Annotated in this window: 22 protein-coding genes; 2 read left to right on the forward strand and 20 right to left on the reverse strand. The window is 62.2% G+C overall.

All coding sequences use genetic code 11. The features are described from left to right. The first annotated feature begins 104 nt into the window (after positions 1–104). A complete protein-coding gene (locus QU595_RS26600; RefSeq protein WP_315927676.1) occupies positions 105–1,418 on the forward strand; it encodes an MFS transporter in 1,314 nt (437 codons plus the stop codon). A gap of 64 nt (positions 1,419–1,482) precedes the next feature. On the opposite strand, the gene QU595_RS26605 is transcribed toward QU595_RS26600, so the two are convergent. The 14 genes from QU595_RS26605 to QU595_RS26670 form a co-directional block, all read right to left on the reverse strand. Beyond that, complete coding sequence (locus tag QU595_RS26605) at positions 1,483–2,106, reverse strand: hypothetical protein (protein WP_315927678.1); 624 nt, start codon at positions 2,104–2,106, stop codon at positions 1,483–1,485. Next, complete coding sequence (locus tag QU595_RS26610) at positions 2,106–2,978, reverse strand: ABC transporter permease (protein ID WP_410000576.1); 873 nt, start codon at positions 2,976–2,978, stop codon at positions 2,106–2,108. The genes QU595_RS26605 and QU595_RS26610 overlap by 1 nt, the downstream gene beginning before the upstream one ends. Then, the gene (locus QU595_RS26615) at positions 2,975–3,754 is read right to left on the reverse strand and encodes an ABC transporter ATP-binding protein (RefSeq protein ID WP_315927680.1); all 780 of its coding nucleotides are present in this window, start codon (positions 3,752–3,754) and stop codon (positions 2,975–2,977) included. Before QU595_RS26615 ends, QU595_RS26610 begins: the two co-directional genes overlap by 4 nt. Positions 3,755–3,786: 32 nt before the next feature. After that, positions 3,787–4,233: a hypothetical protein gene (locus tag QU595_RS26620; protein WP_315927682.1), complete on the reverse strand. Its 447-nt coding sequence runs from the start codon at positions 4,231–4,233 to the stop codon at positions 3,787–3,789. 22 nt (positions 4,234–4,255) lie between these two features. Further along, a complete protein-coding gene (locus QU595_RS26625) occupies positions 4,256–5,185 on the reverse strand; it encodes a YVTN family beta-propeller repeat protein (RefSeq protein WP_410000579.1) in 930 nt (309 codons plus the stop codon). Positions 5,186–5,246: 61 nt separating this feature from the next. After that, positions 5,247–6,509, reverse strand: coding sequence for an ABC transporter substrate-binding protein (locus QU595_RS26630; protein ID WP_315927686.1), 1,263 nt, complete (start codon positions 6,507–6,509; stop codon positions 5,247–5,249). A 220-nt stretch (positions 6,510–6,729) separates the two neighbouring features. After that, entirely contained in the window at positions 6,730–7,875 is a 1,146-nt protein-coding gene (gene pqqE, locus QU595_RS26635) for a pyrroloquinoline quinone biosynthesis protein PqqE (protein WP_315927688.1), read from the reverse strand. After that, the gene (gene pqqD / locus QU595_RS26640) at positions 7,845–8,141 is read right to left on the reverse strand and encodes a pyrroloquinoline quinone biosynthesis peptide chaperone PqqD (protein WP_315927690.1); all 297 of its coding nucleotides are present in this window, start codon (positions 8,139–8,141) and stop codon (positions 7,845–7,847) included. Before pqqD ends, pqqE begins: the two co-directional genes overlap by 31 nt. After that, the gene (pqqC, locus tag QU595_RS26645; protein WP_315927692.1) at positions 8,138–8,896 is read right to left on the reverse strand and encodes a pyrroloquinoline-quinone synthase PqqC; all 759 of its coding nucleotides are present in this window, start codon (positions 8,894–8,896) and stop codon (positions 8,138–8,140) included. The genes pqqD and pqqC overlap by 4 nt, the downstream gene beginning before the upstream one ends. After that, the gene (pqqB, locus tag QU595_RS26650; protein WP_315927695.1) at positions 8,893–9,825 is read right to left on the reverse strand and encodes a pyrroloquinoline quinone biosynthesis protein PqqB; all 933 of its coding nucleotides are present in this window, start codon (positions 9,823–9,825) and stop codon (positions 8,893–8,895) included. Before pqqB ends, pqqC begins: the two co-directional genes overlap by 4 nt. Before the next feature lie 357 nt (positions 9,826–10,182). Next, positions 10,183–10,740, reverse strand: coding sequence for a PQQ-dependent catabolism-associated CXXCW motif protein (locus QU595_RS26655; RefSeq protein WP_315927697.1), 558 nt, complete (start codon positions 10,738–10,740; stop codon positions 10,183–10,185). A 39-nt stretch (positions 10,741–10,779) separates the two neighbouring features. Beyond that, positions 10,780–11,673 (reverse strand): quinoprotein dehydrogenase-associated putative ABC transporter substrate-binding protein, encoded by an 894-nt coding sequence (locus QU595_RS26660; protein ID WP_410000577.1) that lies wholly within the window; start codon positions 11,671–11,673, stop codon positions 10,780–10,782. A 4-nt stretch (positions 11,674–11,677) separates the two neighbouring features. Next, positions 11,678–12,202 (reverse strand): c-type cytochrome, methanol metabolism-related, encoded by a 525-nt coding sequence (locus QU595_RS26665; RefSeq protein ID WP_315927699.1) that lies wholly within the window; start codon positions 12,200–12,202, stop codon positions 11,678–11,680. Positions 12,203–12,372: 170 nt separating this feature from the next. Next, positions 12,373–14,190 carry a methanol/ethanol family PQQ-dependent dehydrogenase gene (locus tag QU595_RS26670; protein WP_410000580.1) on the reverse strand — a complete coding sequence of 606 codons (1,818 nt, stop codon included), beginning with the start codon at positions 14,188–14,190 and terminating at the stop codon, positions 12,373–12,375. Positions 14,191–15,009: 819 nt separating this feature from the next. Here QU595_RS26670 and QU595_RS26675 point away from each other — a divergent pair. Then, positions 15,010–15,357 (forward strand): hypothetical protein, encoded by a 348-nt coding sequence (locus QU595_RS26675; RefSeq protein WP_315927703.1) that lies wholly within the window; start codon positions 15,010–15,012, stop codon positions 15,355–15,357. Between the two features lie 12 nt (positions 15,358–15,369). Here the strand turns inward: QU595_RS26675 and QU595_RS26680 are convergent, their stop codons facing one another. The 6 genes from QU595_RS26680 to QU595_RS26705 form a co-directional block, all read right to left on the reverse strand. Further along, on the reverse strand, positions 15,370–16,191 hold the full coding sequence (locus QU595_RS26680; RefSeq protein ID WP_315927705.1) for a quinoprotein dehydrogenase-associated SoxYZ-like carrier: 822 nt from the start codon (positions 16,189–16,191) through the stop codon (positions 15,370–15,372). Between the two features lie 141 nt (positions 16,192–16,332). Beyond that, on the reverse strand, positions 16,333–17,313 hold the full coding sequence (locus QU595_RS26685; RefSeq protein WP_315927707.1) for a quinoprotein relay system zinc metallohydrolase 2: 981 nt from the start codon (positions 17,311–17,313) through the stop codon (positions 16,333–16,335). Further along, positions 17,292–18,065 (reverse strand): ABC transporter ATP-binding protein, encoded by a 774-nt coding sequence (locus QU595_RS26690; protein WP_315927907.1) that lies wholly within the window; start codon positions 18,063–18,065, stop codon positions 17,292–17,294. The genes QU595_RS26685 and QU595_RS26690 overlap by 22 nt, the downstream gene beginning before the upstream one ends. Next, positions 18,034–18,867, reverse strand: coding sequence for an ABC transporter permease (locus QU595_RS26695; RefSeq protein ID WP_315927709.1), 834 nt, complete (start codon positions 18,865–18,867; stop codon positions 18,034–18,036). The genes QU595_RS26690 and QU595_RS26695 overlap by 32 nt, the downstream gene beginning before the upstream one ends. Further along, a complete protein-coding gene (locus tag QU595_RS26700) occupies positions 18,864–19,853 on the reverse strand; it encodes an ABC transporter substrate-binding protein (RefSeq protein ID WP_315927711.1) in 990 nt (329 codons plus the stop codon). The genes QU595_RS26695 and QU595_RS26700 overlap by 4 nt, the downstream gene beginning before the upstream one ends. Positions 19,854–19,862: 9 nt before the next feature. Beyond that, on the reverse strand, positions 19,863–20,072 hold the full coding sequence (locus tag QU595_RS26705) for a hypothetical protein (protein WP_315927713.1): 210 nt from the start codon (positions 20,070–20,072) through the stop codon (positions 19,863–19,865). Positions 20,073–20,314 lie beyond the last annotated feature (242 nt).

Consider the following 20,314-nt stretch of genomic DNA (forward strand, 5'->3'; position numbering starts at 1 on the left):
CCGGTTCAGCCAAAAAAGAAAACGATCTAGCGATCGCATCGGTTAATGTGCTGTGATTTCGATGAACCGCAAATGCATAGACCGCAAATGCATAGAATGACCGAATGACGACAATCACAGTAGATGAGGCGCTCGATCGTGCCGGCACGGGGACGTATCAATGGCGGCTTCTGTGGATATTTGGCCTCGTGTGGACCGCCGATGCCATGCAGGTGCTTGCAGTTGGCTTTACGGCCGCATCGATCGCCGCCACCTTCGATCTCACGGTTCCGCAAGCGTTGCAGACCGGCACGCTTTTCTTTCTCGGGATGCTTGCAGGTGCCGCCGGTTTCGGTCGGCTTGCTGACCGCATCGGCCGGCGCCGGGTTCTGATCGTCACGGTCGCGTGCGACGCACTCTTCGGCGCCCTGTCCGTCTTCGCTCCCAATTTCATGCTTCTGCTCGTGCTGCGCTTCCTCACCGGGATGGCAGTGGGCGGCACATTGCCCGTCGACTACGCGATGATGGCGGAATTTTTGCCCGCGCGTAATCGCGGGCGCTGGCTGGTCATGCTCGAGGGCTTCTGGGCGATCGGCACGCTTATCATCGCATTCGCCGCCTGGGCTGTCGGCCGCGCGGGCTTTGCCGATGGCTGGCGCTACATCTTTGCCGTGACGGCGATCCCGGCGATGCTCGGTATAGGCTTGCGTTTCCTGGTGCCGGAATCGCCTCTCTACCTGCTGCGTCTCGGCAAGAAGCAAGAGGCAAAGGCTGTGCTTGACCAGATGCTGGTCACCAACGGCAAGATGCAGTTAGAAGCGGATGTGACACTGGTTTCGCCACCGGTTCCGCACGAGGCCGGGATCTTTTCGGCGGAACTGCGTCAGCGCAGCGTGATGGTCCTGGCGATCTGGTTTTTGGTCTCCGTATCCTATTACGGCGTTTTCACCTGGCTGCCTCCGAAGCTTGCGGGTGACGGATTCGGTTTCGTCCGGGGATATGGCTTCCTCGTTTTCCTGGCGCTGGCCCAGATTCCCGGCTATGCGCTGGCGGCCTACGGTGTCGAGAAGTGGGGCCGCCGTCCTACCCTCATAGGGTTCTGCCTGCTGTCGGCGCTCGGCTGCCTCTTGTTCGTGGAGGCGAGCACCGGCGCGCTGATCGGCGCTTCGCTGCTGATCATGAGCTTCGCTCTGCTGGGCACCTGGGGTGCGCTCTACGCCTTCACGCCGGAGCTATACCCGACGGCGTCGCGCGCTACCGGGATGGGTATGGCGGGAGCTATGGCCCGGTTCGGCGGTTTGCTTGCGCCATCGTTGATGGGATTGGTAGTGGCGCAAAGCTTTGCCCTCGCCATCGGCATTTTCGCCGGACTTCTCGTCGTCGCGGCAGTTGCCGCCGTCATGGTCGATGCGGAGACCAGGCGCACATCGTTGGCATAAGTACGGCACGCCGCTGCGGCATACTTCTTTCCCGACCTGGATCGGCTGAGACGTCTTTCAGGCGTCACTGCTTCGGCAGGGCTTCCCGCACCGCCCTGGCCAGTTGATAAAGGCGTTGCCCGATGATCGTCGGCACTTCGCAGACGGAACTCAGCGACTGCCGGCGCTCATCGTAGATGCGGGTGGCGAAATTGAACCGGTCCGTCTGCCGCTCTATCTCGGCCGGGTCGGCATCGGCTTTGGTGGCCAGCACGTCCAGCGCCGCGCTCTGCTTGCGCAGGTCCGCGGCCATGGCGGCCTGCTTGCGCGCATAGCGGGCGATGCCTTCCATGACTTGCGTGCGTTCGCTGTCCATGTGGTCGAACAGCCCCTGCATCAGCATTTCCAGTTTCGGCGTGAGTTGATCCGCCGGCTGCGCGGCGACGAGATCCTTGATCCGCTTGCGGGCCTCGTCCAGCGGCATGCGTCGTGCCGACAGTTCCGCCACAAGGGTTGCGATCTGGGTATCCTTTTCCCAATCCGCGGCCGATTTCGGCAATTCCGGCCCGTTCCAGACCTCGCCGACGGAAAGGCGCGGCACCTTGCGCTGGACGCAGGGCCAGTCGGAATCAATATTGGCCGCCACGGCGCCCGCCGGAACAAGCAGCGGCGCAATGGCGGCGATCGCGACAAGCAATATCCTGGCCATCAGGCGTTAGCTCCCATGTCCTTCTTGCGGTTCATCAGCCCGCGGGCCGGATCATAGGCAAGGATCGCGGCGGCGAGAAACAGTGCGGTGCACGCGCAGACAACGCCGAGCGAGGTCCATTCGACCTGACCGTAAAGGGCGAAGCGCACCAGTTCGACGGCATAGGTGAACGGGTTCGCGCGGCAGATCCAGTAGAGCATCGGGCTGGCTTCCTGGATGCGCCACAGCGGATAGAGGGCCGGCGAGGCGAAATAGGCGGGGAAGATCACGAAATTCATGACTCCGGCGAAATTCTCCAGTTGCCGGATGACGGAGGAAAGAACCATGCCGAGCGCGCACAGCATCAATCCGGCCATGAAGAGCGCCGGCAGGATCCAGAGATAGCCCATTGCCGGGGCGCGGACATTGAAGAACCATGCTACGGCGAGAAAGGCATAGACCTGCGCGATGGATACGGCGACGCCGGCCAGCATCTTGGCAAGCAGAAGGAACCAGCGCGGGAAGGGGCTGACAAGCAGGGTCCGCATATTGCCCATTTCGCGGTCGTAGACCATCGACAGCGACGATTGCATGCCGGAAAACAGCAGGATCATGCCGCACAGACCCGGCATGATATAGACTTCGTAGAGCACGTAGGTCTTGTAGGGCGGGATGATCGACACGCCGAGCACCTGGCGGAAGCCGGCAGCGAAGATGAACAGCCACAGCAGCGGCCGGACCAGCGAGGAGATGAAGCGCTCGCGCTGATGAAGGAAGCGCAGGCCCTCGCGCACCACGATGCCCTTCAGGCAGGTCATGTATTGGCGCAGGCCGAGGCGCGTGCCGCGCGGCGCAAGCACGTCTTGCGCGGCGTTGTCCAGCGGCGCGCTCATGACGTTGTCTCCGCTGTCTCTGCCCGGTTCAGGAGTGCGAAAGCTTCGCCGATCGAGCCGCATCCGCTGGCCTCGACGATGTCGCGGACCCGGCCCCGGGCCGCGACCTCGCCCTGCCGCAGCACCACGGCGTCGTCGCCGTCATCGACTTCGTCGATCAGATGCGTTGCCCACAGGACCGCGAGGCCGCGCGATTTCACCAGACCCCGGATCGTCTTGAGGATGCCGGCACGCGAGCGGATATCCAGCCCGACTGTCGGCTCGTCCAGGAGCATCAAAGCAGGGCTGTGCAACAGCGCCCGAGCGATCTCGACGCGCCGCATCTGGCCGCCTGAAAGGTTGCGCGCCTTGTCGTCCACCCGATCGCTCATCTCGACGATCTCAAGCGCGGCAGCGGTACGCCGCGCCTCCTCTTGGCCGCCGATGCCGTGTAGCCGGGCGTGATAGGCGAGGTTCTGGCGGACGCTGAGATCGAGGTCCAGCGTTCGTGCCTGGAAGACAACGCCCATGCGTCGCAGCGCCTCGCCGGACTCGCGGTTGATGTCATGGCCGAACACGCGGATCGTGCCGTGGCGCGTGTCGTAGAGATGGTTGGTCAAGGAAAACAGCGTCGTCTTGCCAGCGCCGTTCAGGCCGAGCAGGACAGTGAAGCTTGCCGGACGGACGCTGAAGGACACGTTCTCCAGCGCCTGCTTGCGGCCATAGAAATGGCTGACGCCGGCGACATCCAGCGCCGCCGGCCCGTCCTCACGGTCGATTGTCCTCACATGCTGCAAGACGAGTTCCTCGCAAGCCTGAACATAGCCGGTTACTTGATGATGATCTTTCCCTTCATGCCCTTGTCGGCCAGATCGGGGATCGACCAGGTGTATTCGCCGGGCCGCACTGTATGGAATTGCACCAGGATGGTGCCCTTGTCATCGAATTCGAGCCATGCCGGGGCGCCCGCCATGTGGACCTCGAGGTCGTCGATGACGATCTGGTCTACCCAGACGTTGCGGAACAGATCGGTCATGAACTTGTATTCGAAGCCGCCATGCGAGGAAATCTTCCAGCGGTAGCCCTGACCGGCGACCAGCTCGAAATCCTTGCGATTGACGTCGTAAGTCGAATCCTTTGAGCCGAGCACCAGTTCCGGCAGGTTCTTGCTCGCCCGTGTGACTTTGGGCGCATCCTCGTCGTCGGCATGAGCGGTGAACGGCGCAAAGACCAATCCCGTCAAGGCCGCAAGGGCGAGGGCGGTGTGGAATTTCATCATGTCCTCCCTGGTGGCGGTGCTATTTCGGCGCGACAACGACACCCCATGGCTCCTTGCCCACGGTCAGCGACTGGACGGGCTCGTCCGTCGCCGTGTCGATGAAGGTGATGTCGTTCGAGTTGCCGTTGGTGGAAATCAGCGTCTTCTGGTCAGGCGTGAATGCCAGATGCCAGACGCGCTGGCCGACGAGGATGTATTTCAGCACCTCGTATGTCTTGGTGTCGACCACCGCGACATGGTTGGCGGGGCCGAGGGCGACATAGGCTTTCTTGCCGTCGGCACTGATGTTGACGCCGACCGGCTGGATCGTTTCGGCCCTGAGCCCCTGAATATCGAAGCTGATCTTGCGCACCACTTCGCGCTTGGCGTTGTCGATCACGCTGACGGTGCCGCCAACCTCGGCGCTGACCCACACTTGGGAGCCGTCGGGAGTGAATTCGGCATAGCGTGGCCGGGTGTCGACCAGCACGTTATCGGTCACCTCATGCGTTTCGGTGTCGATGAAATGGGCCATGCTGGTGGTTTCGGACGTGTTGACCAGCACCTTGCCGTCAGGGCTCACGCCCATTCCTTCCGGCTCCACGCCGACCGGGATCTCCGAAAGCACCTTGTTGTTCTGGACGTCGATGACGGTGACAAGATTGTCATCCTCGTTGGCGACGTACAGGTTCTTGCCGTCCGGCGAGAGCACGAAGAGTTCCGGGTCCGGCCCCGACGGCAGCGAACCGACCACTTCCATGGTCGCAGTGTCGATGACCTGGACCGTGTCGTCGTCACTGGCGCACAGGTAGATCAACTTGCCGTCACGCGAGAGGGTGATGCCGCGCGGGCGCTGCCCGACATCGACCGTCTTGACCACCTTCATCGTCTCGGTATCGACGACGCTGATCGAATTGCCTTTCTCGTTCGAGACATAAGCAGTGTAGGCGAAGGCAGGGCCGCTCGCCATGCCGGCTGCAAGCAGTGCCAATATGCGCGCTCTTACTCGCACCGATTTTCCTCCTGTCATTTCATTTGAGGGTGCATTTGGTTTCCGGCTTGTCGACGCCGAGAGTGTCCAGTTCGGAGACCTGGTGCAGATAGCCCTCCTGCGGCGAAGTCGAGATCACCGATGTCGTGTCGCCAAGGAAGAGCGGCTGCCGAAGCTGGAGGTTCCATGACCGGAAGGTCAGCTTCTGGCCCTTAAAGGCCGCGACCGAGAACTTGTCGGAGCGCAGGTAAGCTTCCATCGTCTTCGCGTCGGTGCCACCGGCGCGGGTTGCGGCCTCGCCGACGATGCGCACCGCCGTCCAGGCCAGCATGTCCCTGGAAAGCATATGACGGCCGCTGCTCTTCAGGAAACGGCTCTGCATCTGGATGCCGGCCCATTGCTCGCTGGCGGGGTGCCAGGCCGAAGCGGCCAGCCCGGCGGTTCCCGCCACTGGCCGCGGCATCCAGGTCCGATAGGGAACATAGCCGCCGAACACCTCGCTTTCATCGGCGACCAGCATCACGTCGTAATCCGGGAACCCTTGCGTGAAAGTCGAGATCTGCTTCTGGATCTGCGTCACGCCGGTGTCGGTACGGCGTGCCGTGCCCGTGTCCTTAAACTCCTTTTCGGCAACGATCTGCCCGCCGAAGCGGGCGGCGGCGCGCCGCAGCGCATCGGCAAAGAGTCGGTCGCCTTCATGAGAGCCGTACACGAGCGCCCAGTTCGACCAGCGCTTCCACATCAGATACTGCGCGAGCGCGTCGGCCAGCATCGAGCGCGTCGGCGCGACGTGAAAGACGTTGATGCGGCAATCCTCCTCCCGCAGGCTGTCGTCGGTGGCGCCGATGTTGAAGACCAGCACCCCCTTGTCCCGGGCGATGTCGGCAATGGCCAGCACCTGCCTGGCCGAAAGATCGGCCACCACATAGCGGTCGCCCTTGGCGACAAGATCGTTGAACGCTTGCACCGGATCGGTATCCGGCTTGATCTCGACGGTGTCGAGCACGAAATGCTGGCGCAGGAAGCGGCCGGTGGTGTCGTTGTCGTCGATACCCACCTTGGCGCCAGCCAGGCCGAGATCCTTGGGCGGCCGGTCGAGCAGGGAAAGCGTCAGTTCCGGCGCGAATGCGCGCAGATAGCCGATCCGGATTTCGGCGGCAGGCTTGTCGGCTTTCTTCGCGGGCGCCTGCTGAGGCGCCTGGCTCTGCGCGACGGCAATCGGAATCCCTGCCGCGAAGCCGCTTATGGCAAGCACAACCAAACCAGTAAAGACCGCGGCGGCGCGTGGTCTAGCGGTTGTCATCAAAACCAATACCCATTCTTGCGCCAAAGCTCGGCAATGGCCGATCAGAAGCGAAGTCTAGGTGCCCGGACCGACTGTAACCGGTTCACGAAAATTATCAAACCCGGGAAATGTGTCTGGGCCATCGCGCCGAGCCACGTTCCGTGACGACGGTTGTCGATGCCGAACGGCGAAATTCTGTTTCGCGGTGACCGACACTGAGCGTAGGATCGCCTTACACCTAAACCGTATCGTGTGCCTTCTGCATGCCTATGCGTCGATAGACGAAGGCGGTGGCGTGGCCGGGCGCAACCGCTTGCGCCTCTGTTACCGCCGCTGCCATGCGTGCATGAAGCGGCGATTTTATACAGGCCGGATCAGTCGCCGCCGCGTCGCCAGCGATTGCCATGGCCTGGCAGCGACAGCCGCCCCAGTCGATTTCGCGGCGCTCGCAGCCGCGGCACGGCTCCTGCATCCAGTCGGTTCCACGGAAGGCGTTGAAAGCCGGTGAATCTTCCCAGATCTCGGCCAGCGTCCTTTCGCCGAAGCGCTCGAAAGTCAGCAGAGGAATGGTTTGCGCGGCATGACACGGCAGCACCGTGCCGTCGGGCGCGACCATGAAGGCATCCCGCGCCCAGCCGCCCATGCAGGGTTTCGGATAGGTCGCGAAATAATCCGGCGTCACGAAGTCGATATTGAGAATGCCGGCCAGCCTTTGCCGGGCCTCTTCCACGATTTCCGCGTGACGCTCGATCGCCGCCCGATCGGGCATCAGCGTCTGCCGGTTGAGAAGCGCCCAGCCGCCATATTGCACATTGGCGATTTCCAGCCGCTCCGCGCCCAGCGACAGCGCCAGTTCGATGAAGGCCGGCACTTCATCGATATTGTGGCGATGGACCGGCGCGTTGATGGTGAGCGGCAGGCCAGCGGAAACGGTTTGCCATGCTGTCTTCAGCTTGCTTTCGTGTGCGCCGCGCCGGTTGCCGATCCTGTCCGTTGTTTCGGCCCATGCGCCTTGGAAGCTCAGTTGCAGATGGTCGAGCCCGGCTTCGGCGAACGCCTCGATGCGGCCTTCGGCGATACCGACCCCAGCAGTGATAAGATTGGTGTACACGCCGCGGGCAGCGAGCCCTGCGATCAACTGTTCCAGATCGCGTCTGAGCGTCGGCTCGCCGCCCGAAAGATGTACTTGCAGTACGCCGAGATCGGCGGCCTGATCGAACAGGTCGAGCCAGCTTTCGGTGTCAAGCTCGCGGTTCGCCTTGAGCAACTCCACCGGATTGGAGCAATAAGGACATTGAAGCGGGCAGCGATGCGTCAGTTCCGCCAGCATGCCGATGGGAGGAAGCTGCGCGCTCACAATCGCACCAGAAGTTTGTCGGACCATTCCTGTAGAAAGAGCATGACGTCGCCGGCCAGCTCTTCCTGTGGGGCATCGTAGATCCGCGCCAGATCGGTGACGATCTCGCCGACCGTCGTGACCCCGTCGCAGCGGTTCAATATGTCGAGGCTGACCTCGTTCGGCCAGAAGACCTTCTCCGGCGACAGCACGGCGTGTGCCTGCCGGACCGGATCAAACTGGATGCGCACATGGCCGGGCAGGCGCGGCACCGATGCCGACGAGACGATCGACCTTTGCCGGCCGGCCGTCATGACGGGTCCGGACGGAAGGCGCCGGGCGGGATGTTCGCGCCTCCCTCGCCATAGGCGTGTTGCAGCGCATCGAGCATCGCCCACAATATATCGCATTTGAAGACCAGCGCATCGATCACTTGCTGCTGGCGTTCCGGCGTGTCGGCGTGCCGACGGACATAGGCCAGCGCGAAGTCGGAATCGCGGGCGGCCTGTTCGGGCCTGAGGGTGAAATAGGAAAGGGTGTCAGCGGTTACATAGTCGTATTTCGCCAGCATCGCCGGTACGCGCTCGTTGATGATAACCGGCGAGAACAGTTCGGTGAGCGAGGAAGCGACGGCCTCCAGCAGGCTGCGTTGCGAGCAGAAGGAGAGGTATGCGCCGACGGCGAAGCGCGTCGCCGGAAGGGCCAGCCGCTGGCTTTTCACCAGTTCGGCATCCAGCCCGAGCGAGGTGGCGAGATGCAGCCAGCGTGCGATGCCGCCGTTCCAGCCGTCGCCGCCGTCGTGGTCCTCGATACGCTTGCGCCATTCCGCCCGGAAAGCCGGGTCTTCGGCGCGCGCCAGAATCGCCGCGTCCTTGCGTGGAATGACAGCCTGGTAGCAGTAGCGGTTCAGCGCCCAGGCCTGCAATTCGCCCTTTGACAGTTCGCCCGCCGTCATGCGGTGGTGATAGGGGTGGCGGTTGTGGTAGCGCAGCGCGCCGACTTCGCGCAGCACCGCCTCGAGTTCGTCTTGCGAAAGCCCGTTGCGGGCAGCGTCATGGAAACCGCTCACAGGTCAAGCTCCATGCCGTCGTGGGCGATCTCCCAGCCGGCCATCCTTATGCGCGCATGTTCGGGCGAGTTCTCGTCAAGCACCGGGTTGGTGTTGTTGATATGAACGAAGATGCGTCGACCGATGGCAAGGCCGGCGAGTGCCGCGACGGCGCCGGTTGCCCCCTCCATCGAGATATGGCCCATGCGACGGCCGGTCTTCTGGCCGACGCCGGCGGCAATCATCTCGTCGTCGGTGTAGAGCGTGCCGTCGAACAGCAGGCAGCTTGCACCGGCGAAGCGTTCCCTAAGCGCGGCATCCACGCGCGCGCAACCCGGAACGTAGAAGGCATTGCGCCCGCGATCGGCGATGCGGATGCCAATCGTGTTGCCACTGTCCGATCCAAAATCGGCCTGCGGGTCGCTGCTGTCTTCGAGATAGAGCGCGATCTTGCCCGCAACCGCGAAGGCTTCGACGGCAAGGCCGGTTTCCTCGCCCTGGCCGTCGAGCACGGCGACGGTTTCGCCGAGCGGCAGCGGCCGGCGTGGCACGATTGCAGGATCGAGCACGTTGAAGATGGAATTCTGCGCGATCACGTCCAGAACCTCTTGCGTCGCGTAGAGTGCGAAAGGCTGTCGCTCGCGCAGGCTGAGCAGCCCCGCCACATGGTCGACATCGCCATTTGTAAGAACCACCGCCCGGATCGGGGTGGCGCGCAGTTCCCCGTCCGCCCGCGGCTGTAGCTCCGGCGTCGCCGCGATCTGCTGCCTTATGTCCGGCGAGGCGTTGAACAGCACCCATCCTTTGCCGTCAGGCGAGACCGCAAGACTCGACTGGGTTCTAGGGCGCACGCCGGCCTGTCCGAATCGCGCCGCCTGGCTGAGACGATGGTTGCAATTCCATTGCGGAAATCCGCCGCCCGCGGCCGAACCAATGATTTTCAGACGCAACACAACCTCCGCTCAGAAAATCCGAACATTGGCCGAGATCATCCGCTAGGCGGGCGAGTGTTCAAGACGGCCGAAAACGTGTGCCCGGCTTTCCGGGCACACGTCCAATGCCGGCTTATTTCTTCGGCGTGACTTCGGCGGGCAGATACCGCGAAATCTCAAAACCGGCGGCCACCTGGCACATGGCCGGCTTCTTCCAGCTTTTCTTCATCGCTTTCTCCTCTTCCTGGCTCGCGAAGGCCATCTTCCCATTTCACCATTGCAGACACTATTATGCAATGGCTGGTCCACTCCAAAATGGACAAATGAAATATTTCGACATGAAATCAATCAAATAAAGGCGATATAGAACAGCATTCAATTTTCCAGGATGTAAGGTCTGTTTTCGTTCAGGGGCAGTTTTGCTTTTTCCCAGCCGTCGGCTCCTGGCGGATACCAAAGCACCGCGCTGTAACCCCATTCGATCGCCCGCCTGGCCGCGTTCCAGGACATCCAGCAATCGGTCATGCAATAGAACAACAACGCCTTGTCTTTGGCGCCCCGCGAGGCCTTTTCCAGCGCCTTGCGATAGTAGGCCTCGGTTTCAGGCGGCAAGGCGCCGTAGCCGACATTGGCCAGCCACAGGCTGCCGGGAATGTCCTTGCGGCCCGGCTCGCGCCAGATCGTTCCCGCGGGCAGGTCGGCCGGCTTCGGCGTGTGCGCCATGGTGTCGAGGAACACCACCTCGCCGCCACGCCACAGCGCTTCCGCCTGCCCGGTCGTCACCACCTTGGCACCGCGCAGCGTCGCCGGCACCGGAGCATGATAACCCTCCATGCGATAGCCAGCCGGCTCCTCGACTGTTTCCGCCCAGGCCGGCGCGAAATGGCCGGGGAGGGAAGCTGCAAGCAGCAAGGCTGTCACCTTTTCCTTCATCCTTCGTCGCCTAGGACTGTCTGCTGCGCCGACCCGACGCTACTGCGTGATCGGCTTGTCGTGTTCGTCGATGATGGGCACGTTATAGTCGAGCAGAATCCTGTTGATCTGATCCTGGTTTTCCCGAATGACCTTGTTGAGCGTGCGCTTCCATTCCTGGTCGGTGCGCCGCACACCCATGGTGATGCGATAGGCCATGCGCTGGCCGGACTTCTCCTTGACCAGCGGCACCAGCGCCACATCGGCCTTCATCTGCTTGGCATAGTAGCCGGCCATCGGCCCCCACAGGATCGCCGCGTCGATCGCCCCTGCCTTCATGTCTTTGAGCATGCGCTCGGCCATGGATTCGGTGACGCGCGTGTCAACGGCCAGCGGATAGACCTTGGCCGTCCGCATCAGCCCATTTGCGGCCATGTTGGCAGTCGGCGGCGTGCTTTCCACTACACCGATGCGCTTGCCGGCCAGTTTCGCATCCTCGATCGTGTCGGCGCCGGCGATGTCGCTGCCTTTGGGATAAACCAGCACATAGACGGAGCGGTAATAGGCGTTGGTGCTCTGCACGGCGTCGCCGCCCTGGGCGTAGCCCATGATGAGGTCGCAGCGATGCGCTGCCAGCGTCCTGCGCACGAAGCCCATGATCGAGGGGAACCAGGTGTAGGAAACGGACTTTCGACCGGTCTTTTCCGCTACCAGCGTCGCCAGCCTGTTCTCGAAACCCTCGCCGTTCTTGTCTGTGAAGGGCATATTGGAAGGATCTGCGCACACCCGTAGCACGTTCTGGTCCACCAGTTCGCCGGCAGTGCCCAATCCGCTCGACTGCGCCAGCGCGCCGCCCGGCGACATCATCGCCGTCACCAGCGCGCCGGCTGCAAGACCGGCCGCCACCTTTTTCCGCAACCCGGTTCGCGGCGTGGCGCCGCCCCGCTTCGCCATGGCGTCAATTGCCCATGCAGGAGGCTTCCGCGTCCTTGGCCGCCTGCGACTTCTGTTCATGCTTGGGTGGCCTGCCGCGCGGCGCGGCGCCGTCGGCGCGCGCACGCAGGTAGATGTAAAGATCGTCCATGTAGCAGTAGACGTTCTTGTTGTCTCCGAACGCCGGCATGACGTTTTCCTTGCCGCCGCCGACATTCTTGCGGCCCTCCGCGACGATGGACAGGAAGGTGGCGTAGTCCATGGTCTTGAGGCTGTTCACCAATGCTGGAGCGTAGCTCGAGCCGGTACCGTCTTGCCCGTGGCAGACATGACAGTCGGAGTGATAGCGGCGATAGCCGCTGAACGTATACCAGTCCACTTGACCGTTCTCGATCTTGTAGGTGGGGTTGCCCTCGGCGTCGTAGTATTTTCCATTCTCGTCCTTGACGGCCTTGGCCTTCTCGGCGCTGTCCTGCGCATAAGCCGGAAGGCAGACGCCCAGAGCCGGAAGAGTCAGGATCAGGACGGGAATTGCTGCGCGGATCGACATCAAGATGCTCTTCCTCAATCTGGCCTGCTGTTGACAGCGGTCAAGTGAGATGGCCGGTTGGTTCGTTTATGACAGGCGACAACGGCGCGACGGAAGTCACCGAATTCGGCCTGGCCCTTTTGGCCTCCCGCCGTTGTCGTCCGGCGGGAGGCTTTTCCGGTCCTGGGAGGTCAGTCGGGAAGGCCAAACACCGTGAGCTGGCCACCAAGCGTGGTATAGTCGGCGAGCGCGGCATAGCCGCCCACCGCGCCGAGGCCCGCGGTGCCGACGACCTCGTTTTCGTTGCCCTGCGCACGGCCCTGGTCGACCGCGCCATGCCAGGCAGCGGCGTTGTCAGGCGAGAGCAGGCCGCCCGCGAGGCCGATGCCGGCCCAGCCGCCGACACCGGACAGAACGGCGATATACTGCTTGCCGTCACGTTCGAAGGGCGTGATGTTGCCGATGATGCCGGAAGGGGTCTTGAACTTGTAGAGTTCGTTGCCCTTCTCGTCGACCGCCTTGATGTAGCCTTCGAGCGTGCCGTAGAAGACCACGTCGCCCGCCGTCGCCAGCGCGCCGGACCAGACCGAGAACTGCTCGGGCTTCGACCAGACGATCTCGCCCTTGGCGGCATCCCAGGCAATGAAGTTACCCATGTTGTCGCTACCCGGCGCCGGGTACATCGAAACGGTCGCGCCGACATAGGGCTGGCCCGCCGTATAGCTCACCTTGTACGGCTCGTAATCCATGCAGACATGGTTCGTCGGCACGTAGAACAGGCCGGTCTTGGGCGAATAGGACGCGGGCTGCTGGTCCTTGGTGCCTAGCGCCGCCGGGCAGATGCCCGCCGTGTTGGTGTCCTCGCCGTTATGGTCGGTCGAGTATTTGGGATCGACCAGCGGCCGCCCGTAGGTCTTGCTCGTGGGATCCATATCGACCTTGGAGGCCCAATTCACCGCGGGATCGTATTTCGCGGCGACGAGCAATTCGCCACTTTCGCGGTCCAGCGTGTAAGCGAAGCCGTTGCGATCGAAATGCACCAGCACGTCATGCTTCTTGCCGCCGACTTCCATGCCGTCGACAAGGATCATCTCGTTGACGCCGTCATAATCCCACTCGTCGTGCGGCGTCATCTGGTAAAGCCACTTGGCCATGCCGGTATCGGCGTCGCGTGCCATGATGGTCATCGACCAGCGATTGTCGCCGGGACGCTGCACCGGGTTCCAGGTCGAGGGATTACCCGTGCCGTAGTAGATCAGGTTGAGCTTGGGATCGTAGGAATACCAGCCCCAGGTTGTGCCGCCGCCAGTCTTCCACTGCTCGCCTTCCCAGGTCTTGAGACTGGAATCCTTGCCGATCGGCTTGCCGAGTTCGGTGGTCTTTTCCGGGTCGACGAGCACCTCGTCGTCCGGACCCGTGGAATAGGCTCTCCAGGCCACGGAACCGTCTTTCAGATTGTAGGCTGCGAGCGAACCGCGCACGCCGAACTCGGCGCCGGAAATGCCGACCAGAACCTTATCCTTGACGACCACAGGCGCCGACGTCCCGGACTCGCCTTTGCCGCCGTCGGTGTTTTCGCCGTTCTTGACCTTCCAGATCTCCTTGCCGGTCTTGGCGTCGAGCGCCACGACGCTGGTGTCGGCCTGGTTGAGCAGGACCATGGCTGGATGGTCGCTCGCCGCCGGCGCATAGGCAACGCCGCGGTTGACTGTGTCGCAGCACATGATCGGAATGACGTTGGGGTCCTGCTTCGGTTCGTATCTCCACAGGATCTTGCCATCATTCTTCAGGTCAAGCGCATAGACGTTGTTCGGAAAAGGCGTGTGGAGATACATCACGTCGCCGATGATCAGCGGCCCGCCTTCATGGCCACGCAGAACGCCGGTGGAGAAGCTCCACTTGACCTGAAGGTTCTTCACGTTGTCCTTGTTGATCTTATCTAGAGTGGAATAGCGCTGGTTCGCATAGTCCCCGGTCTGCATGACCCAGTCTTTTGCATTCTCACTCATCTTCGCCAGATCGTCATTGGCGAACGCAACGCCCGCTACCCCGACCGACAGGAAGGTCGCGGCAGTGAAAGCTTGGGTGACTTTGGCTATTACGCGCATAAGAATCCTCCCAATTGTCGCAATGGCGAATCGTCCGTTCATCCACCAGGGCATGCCCAAGCGATTCAGGTACGGGGAAATATTTCCGACAGCGTGTCACGACCAAGCGAGACGGGTCGGCGGGCACCTTTACCACCCGCTCGCTTGACCTACGAAAGGGTTGCGCGCCTCCCTATGACGACGCATCCATTGAAGCCAGAAGCAAGAAAAGCCTATGGCATCGAAAACCAATTCGCAAGCACAATAGTCGCTACGCGGGGAAGCGCCATATATTGCACTGCAATGTGCTAAATTGTGCCACGCAATATAAATATAGATATTGCATTATACTTACAAATCTACATTTTATAGGAAACAATCTGTTGAGATAAAATTCTCTGAAGAACCAACCGATGAATATGTACAGATTACTACTTGAAGAATTCGATCAAACCCGAAAGGGGGTTTCGATGGGCGATTTTGTCAATTTGGAAACGGGCCGCAAACGCGCTTCCTGTAACAGAGCGGCGCAATGTTACAGCGCCGGCATGCATCCGCCTTATGGGATTCCGCCATAGTCCCTCAGGCTCTGCAGTGCTGCTACTTTAGTCCTAGATGCCATCCGACTGCGCTTGACCTGTCTCCATGAATGACACCAACTGCGGCTTCGTGTGATCGGAGCTGGTCGATGCGGACCGACCGGTTTGATGGGTTCCGGCTCCTGCGATACGGAGTTGTTTGATGAGCAGACATGCAGCATTGCTCGCGCTGCCACTCTTTGCCACGATGCTTGCGCCCGCAACGGCGGAGGTTGTCGACCGTTATCCCACAGTGGCAGTGGTGGATTACGTCCTGGGTTGCATGCGCGCCAACGGCCAGACGCGACAGGCCCTCGAATCCTGTTCCTGTTCCATTGATGTGATCGCCTCCATCTTGCCCTATTCCCGCTACGAAAGGGCTGCGACGTTCAAGAGCATGTCGCTGATGTCCGGCGAAGGCGCGGGGCTGTTCAAGGAGAGCAAGCCGGCCAGGGAATCGAGCGATGAACTCAAGCGTGCCCAGGCCGAGGCAGACGCCCGCTGCTTCTGAGCTTCGGCCGGGTCACATGCCGTTCGCTTCCGGCAGCCACGCGCCGTTGAATGTCTTGCCTTTGGTGTCGGTCGCCTGCGCCTTGATCTCGCTGGTGCCGATAACCTTGTAATCGAAGCGGAAATTAGGATCTTCCGAGATCGAGATTCCGCCTTCCATCGACATTAGCGGCCGGCTGCCCTGCGAGATGTCCAGTGTCTGGATGAAATGCGCGGGAATGAAATATTGCGTCAGCGGATCGCGTTGCAGGCCCGAATTGTTGGGGTGTCGGATCATCAGTTGCAACTCAGGCTGCTTGCCGCCTGTCTGTGAGGCTGCAAACTGGCGCAGCTTCATCTGTCCCATGGTCTTCAGCGCCTCGTCCATGTTTTTCACTGCCGGTGCCGAGCAGCCGCCGGATGCCTTGACGAAGCTCTTGGCCATGTGGAGCCCGCCATCCGGCGTTTCGGCGATGACGCGCACATAAGAATAATCATTGACGCGAACGCGCGTGGCGATGTGGGTGACGCCGGCGTCTTTGCCGATCTTGAAGATCGCGGCGACCGGGGAGGGATTCGCGTCGATCACCAACGTCAGGCCGATGACCCCTTGCGGCGCCCGCGCTGGATCGATCGTGATCCCGATCGGCACCAGGGCTGCGTCTTCCGCTCGTTTCGGCGCCTGGATCGAAACCACGCCATTGGCATCGCCGATGCTGCGGTCGCCGAATACGTCACCCTTGAGGCCCTGCCAAATTCCCTCCGAAGAGTCCGGGGTTTGCTGGGCCCACGCTGGGGCGACGCCGATGCCTATGCCAATGGCAGCAAGTGCCATGCCGAACAAGATTTCGGACAAGAAAGCCCGCCGTGCACGCAACGTCCTGGTCTGCATCACTTGCCTCCACCGATGGGAAAGGTGGTGCCCGGCAAGTCGCCACCATAACCCCTTGACTGGCGGTTGACAAACCGAAGCCCGAAGCTGCCGGCCCGGGCGGCATCATTCCCATTCGAGTTCGGCATAGGCCGCGATGGCATTGCGGCCGTTGTAGTCGTCGAACAACGCCCACTCTTTCGCTTCCCTGGCACCCGCTTTCGCAACCGCATCTGCCATCGGCACGCCGGCGGCGATGGCCTTGCGAAGGTCGGCGACAAGCGTTTCGAAATAGCGGCGTTCGGCGGCGAGCGCCTGCGGCCAGGGCGAAGGCACCGGTCCATGGCCGGGCACGACGCGGATGGCGGGAATTGCGGCGAGCGCATCCATCTGCCGCATCCAGCCGAGCAGCGAGCCGTCCAGTGTCGGAACGTGGTTGACGAACACCAGATCCCCGGCAAACAGCGTACCGCTCGAGGGGTCGTAGACCGTCAGATCATTGTCGGTATGGGCGGCCTGCCAGGCCTTCAACTCGAGCCGGCGATTGCCGAGGTCGAGTTGCATCGTGTCTTCGACCGTAACGCTGGGCGGCACGATCTCCATACCTTCCATCAACGCCGGGCCGATCTGCTCGCGGTAGCTTTGCAGATAATAGGCGCCGCGCGCTTCCAGTGCGCGCGGCAGATTGCGGTGCCCGACGATCTGCGCGCCGAGTTCGTGGAACGGAGCGTTGCCGAATATGTGGTCGGGATGCATGTGGGTGTTGATGAGATAGCGAACCGGCTTCGCCGTCACCGCCTTGATCGCGGCGATAAAGGCTTCCGCCTGTGCCACGCTGCCGCCGCTGTCGATCACTGCCGCCGCTTCCGATCCGATCACCACGCCCAGATTGGCGATGGCTCCCTGGTTCCGCGGCGTCTCGAGTTCGACAACGCCTTCGAAGGCCAGAACGCCATCGGCGACGGTTTTCAACGCGAGAGGGGTTTTGCTGGCGAGCGCGGCAGAGCCGAGCGATAATGGCGCCAACGCCGCCTGCGCGCCGAGACAGGTAAGGCTGCCGACCAGCCTGCGCCGCGAAATGTCCGTCACGGGACGATGTCGTTGCATGCCTGCTCCGCTCCGGCCTGATCGGGAAATTTCGAGTGAAACGACCGCAACAGATCGCTCATCGCCTGCGGGTCGCGACTTTCGCGCGGCAGGTTGATGTCGAAGACGCCGAGCACATGGGCGGGCCGTGGCGACAGCACCACGATCCTGTCCGACAGCGTCAGCGCCTCGCGAAGATTATGGGTCACCATCAGCGCCGTGGTCGGGCGGGCCGACCACACCGATATCAAAAGGTCTTGCAGCCGCCTGGCGGTCGGCTCGTCCAAAGAGACGAAGGGCTCGTCGAGGAAAAGCATCGTCGGCTCTATGGCAAAAGCCCGCGCTAGCGCTACGCGGCGCGCGAGACCCAGCGAAAGCTCACCCGGATAGAGCGTGCGCATCTCGGAAAGGCCGAGCGTGTCGAACAATCCTTCGAGGTCAGTGTGGCGCTTGCCTGGCGGCATGGCTAGCCTGACATTCTGCTCGACCGTGCGCCAGGGCAGCAGCGTCGGCTCCTGGAATACCGCGGCGATGCGTGCCACGCCGCCTCCAGGCAGGCCGTACGAGCCTGAAAATTCCCGATCGAGGCCGAGCAGGATGCGCAGTGTCGTGCTCTTGCCGCAGCCCGACGGTCCGAGCAGGCAAGCGAACTTGCCGGCGGCGACCTCAAAGACGAGGTCGCGCAGTACCGTCAGAGGAACGCCTTGGGCCGGGACGAAGATCTTTTCGGCGATCCTGACCTCAAGCGGTCCGGCGGCGCCAACGGGTCGCATGTCGTTCAAGGGGCTGCACCATGAGGAACTCCACCGCCAGCATGACCGCTGCGAAAGCAAACGTGTAGGCCAATATGCCGGCGACATCGAAAAGTTGGAAATAGACGCCGATCTGGAAACCGACGCCGTTCGAACGTCCCAGCAATTCCACCACCAGCACTATCTTCCAGATCAGGGCGATACCGGTGCGCGAAGCGGCCGCAAGAAAAGGTTGTAGTTGCGGCATCATCACGTGGCGGAGGCGATCGGCCCAACCGAAGCGGTAGACCGCCGCCAGATCCGTATAAGCAGGGTTCAGAGCCCGCGCACCCTCGCGCATCACTACGACGACATTGGGAATCTTGTTGACTGCAACCGCCCCCACCGCCGCCGTCTCGTTAAGCCCGAACCAGATGTAGGCGAGCACGATGACGACGAGGGCCGGAATATTGAGGAAGAGAATGAGCCACGGGTTGAAGAAGCGGTTCGCACGCCGCGACAACCCGAGAAAAGTGCCGATCGCCGAGCCTATCACCATCGCCACGATATAGGCCGCAGCCACGCGGCCGAGCGTGGCGCCAAGATTGTAGAAGAGATCGCCTCCGACGGCTTCCGCCGCCAACGTGCGCCAGACGGCAAACGGCGTCGGAAGGGCGCGGTTTTGCCATGCATTCGCGACGACCTCCCATAGCAGGCCGAGCGCGACAAGTGACGCGACGACCGTCAGTGCCGGAATGAAGGAAAGGGAAAGGCGGGAGCGGCTGGAAACCGCGCGCCCCTCGACCGTGGTGTCGGCGTTTCCTGCAACTGCCCGCGACCTCATTGTGCCGCCGCCTGCCAGAATGTTCCGGGCGCCATCTCGGCGGCTCTGCCAACCAGCTTCCGTCCGCCGATTTCGGCCAGAACCCGGTAGAGTTTGGCCGCATCGGCCGCTTCTTGGCCCAGCGGTCTTCTGGGAATGCCGCCGCGATAGCGGTCGCGCAGGGTTCGCAATTCGTCGCCCTGGGCACGCATGACGGGTGCGAGGGCTTCCCAGTCTTGGTCGGACTTCGCCAGCACGTCCTTTGCGGCGGCCGAGGCCTTGATAAATCCTGTCAGGCTGGACGGATTCCGCTTCGCCCACTCTTCGTGGAAAACATAGCCTAGCGACGAGACCGGCCCCGACGCGCCGAGCGCCTGTGCCGCGTCGTCGGCCCCGAACAGCCGGCGAAAGCCTTTCGCCTCCAGCCGCGCGCAGAAATGCCAAAAGTTCAGCACTGCATCAAACTCGCCTTCGATCATCTTCTGTTGCAGGAGCGGGGGGCTGCCGTAAGCGACCCGGCTTTGCCTGACGAGGTCTATACGCTCGTCGCGCTCGCTCATTGCGCGGATCAGCAGCCAACTTTTGTCCAGCGGACCGCCGGCCACGCCGATCGTCTTGCCGGCGAGGTCGCCTACGGCGTGGATGGGCGAATCCCCCGGCACCATGATCGCGCCGACGGATGTCGAATAAGGCACGAGCGTCACGTCGCTGCCTTCCGAGCGCATCCGCGAGACCCACAGCCAGTCGGATACGATGATGTCGATGTCGCCGGCCAGAAAAGCGACATTGCTGGCCTCCTCGCCGGCAAAATAGACGAGGTCCAGATCAACGCCGCTGGCTTTGTCGAAGCCATGCTTTTTGAGCGCTTCCATCTCCCAGTCGACGGTACCGAATTTAAGGATGCCGATCCGCACTCTTGCATTGGCGCGGGCATAGGACCATGGCGCCGCAAGCAAAGCGCCGGCGCCCAGCACCATTCCAAGCATGTCCCGTCGCGCGATGCCCATGTCTCTGGATCAGATGTCCCGGGATCTGCCAGGGAAAGCGCATTTCCAACGCTTGACCCGGAGCTTGGGGTGCTGCTGCGTCCATTTGGCGATTTCGCTCGGTGCGAGGAACATGCAGTTCATCAAGAGCCCATTGCTCTCGAAATGGAGATGCTCGTCGCGGCATGTTCCCGGATTGGTCACCAGGCAAACCGTCAGGATGAGATCGACGATACTCACTTCGCACCATGCCTTTCGCACGCAACATCACCGTTGCGCCTACAATGACGGCGGCGATCAACCACCTCGACTGGTCCCTCAGGTGCCGGAAGAGACCGTCGGCGAAACCTACGTGTTCCGCTGTTGCCCGTCAACAAAAGGGCCGGACGGACGCACGGCTGACCCTTGCGCAGTTGACTTCGCCGGATCGGGGGCTAGCTTCTTCGCGCCGGCGGGGTTTCACCTTGTAGGCATATATCGGC

The organism is Mesorhizobium sp. SP-1A, from assembly GCF_032460275.1.
Taxonomy (GTDB): domain Bacteria; phylum Pseudomonadota; class Alphaproteobacteria; order Rhizobiales; family Rhizobiaceae; genus Mesorhizobium.

Bases quoted from the DNA above. Each gene is read 5' to 3' on its own strand.
- pqqE (WP_315927688.1), bottom strand. From the start codon at position 7,875: ATGGTCCGACAAACTTCTGGTGCGATTGTGAGCGCGCAGCTTCCTCCC.
- QU595_RS26670 (WP_410000580.1), bottom strand. From the start codon at position 14,190: ATGAGTGAGAATGCAAAAGACTGGGTCATGCAGACCGGGGACTATGCG.
- QU595_RS26620 (WP_315927682.1), bottom strand. From the start codon at position 4,233: ATGAAATTCCACACCGCCCTCGCCCTTGCGGCCTTGACGGGATTGGTC.
- QU595_RS26660 (WP_410000577.1), bottom strand. From the start codon at position 11,673: ATGGCGAAGCGGGGCGGCGCCACGCCGCGAACCGGGTTGCGGAAAAAG.
- QU595_RS26605 (WP_315927678.1), bottom strand. From the start codon at position 2,106: ATGGCCAGGATATTGCTTGTCGCGATCGCCGCCATTGCGCCGCTGCTT.
- QU595_RS26685 (WP_315927707.1), bottom strand. From the start codon at position 17,313: ATGCAACGACATCGTCCCGTGACGGACATTTCGCGGCGCAGGCTGGTC.
- QU595_RS26630 (WP_315927686.1), bottom strand. From the start codon at position 6,509: ATGACAACCGCTAGACCACGCGCCGCCGCGGTCTTTACTGGTTTGGTT.
- pqqD (WP_315927690.1), bottom strand. From the start codon at position 8,141: ATGACGGCCGGCCGGCAAAGGTCGATCGTCTCGTCGGCATCGGTGCCG.
- QU595_RS26600 (WP_315927676.1), top strand. From the start codon at position 105: ATGACGACAATCACAGTAGATGAGGCGCTCGATCGTGCCGGCACGGGG.
- QU595_RS26625 (WP_410000579.1), bottom strand. From the start codon at position 5,185: ATGGCGAGCGGCCCTGCCTTCGCCTACACTGCTTATGTCTCGAACGAG.
- QU595_RS26690 (WP_315927907.1), bottom strand. From the start codon at position 18,065: ATGCGACCCGTTGGCGCCGCCGGACCGCTTGAGGTCAGGATCGCCGAA.
- QU595_RS26665 (WP_315927699.1), bottom strand. From the start codon at position 12,202: ATGTCGATCCGCGCAGCAATTCCCGTCCTGATCCTGACTCTTCCGGCT.
- QU595_RS26610 (WP_410000576.1), bottom strand. From the start codon at position 2,978: ATGAGCGCGCCGCTGGACAACGCCGCGCAAGACGTGCTTGCGCCGCGC.
- QU595_RS26655 (WP_315927697.1), bottom strand. From the start codon at position 10,740: ATGAAGGAAAAGGTGACAGCCTTGCTGCTTGCAGCTTCCCTCCCCGGC.
- QU595_RS26695 (WP_315927709.1), bottom strand. From the start codon at position 18,867: ATGAGGTCGCGGGCAGTTGCAGGAAACGCCGACACCACGGTCGAGGGG.
- QU595_RS26675 (WP_315927703.1), top strand. From the start codon at position 15,010: ATGAGCAGACATGCAGCATTGCTCGCGCTGCCACTCTTTGCCACGATG.
- QU595_RS26700 (WP_315927711.1), bottom strand. From the start codon at position 19,853: ATGGGCATCGCGCGACGGGACATGCTTGGAATGGTGCTGGGCGCCGGC.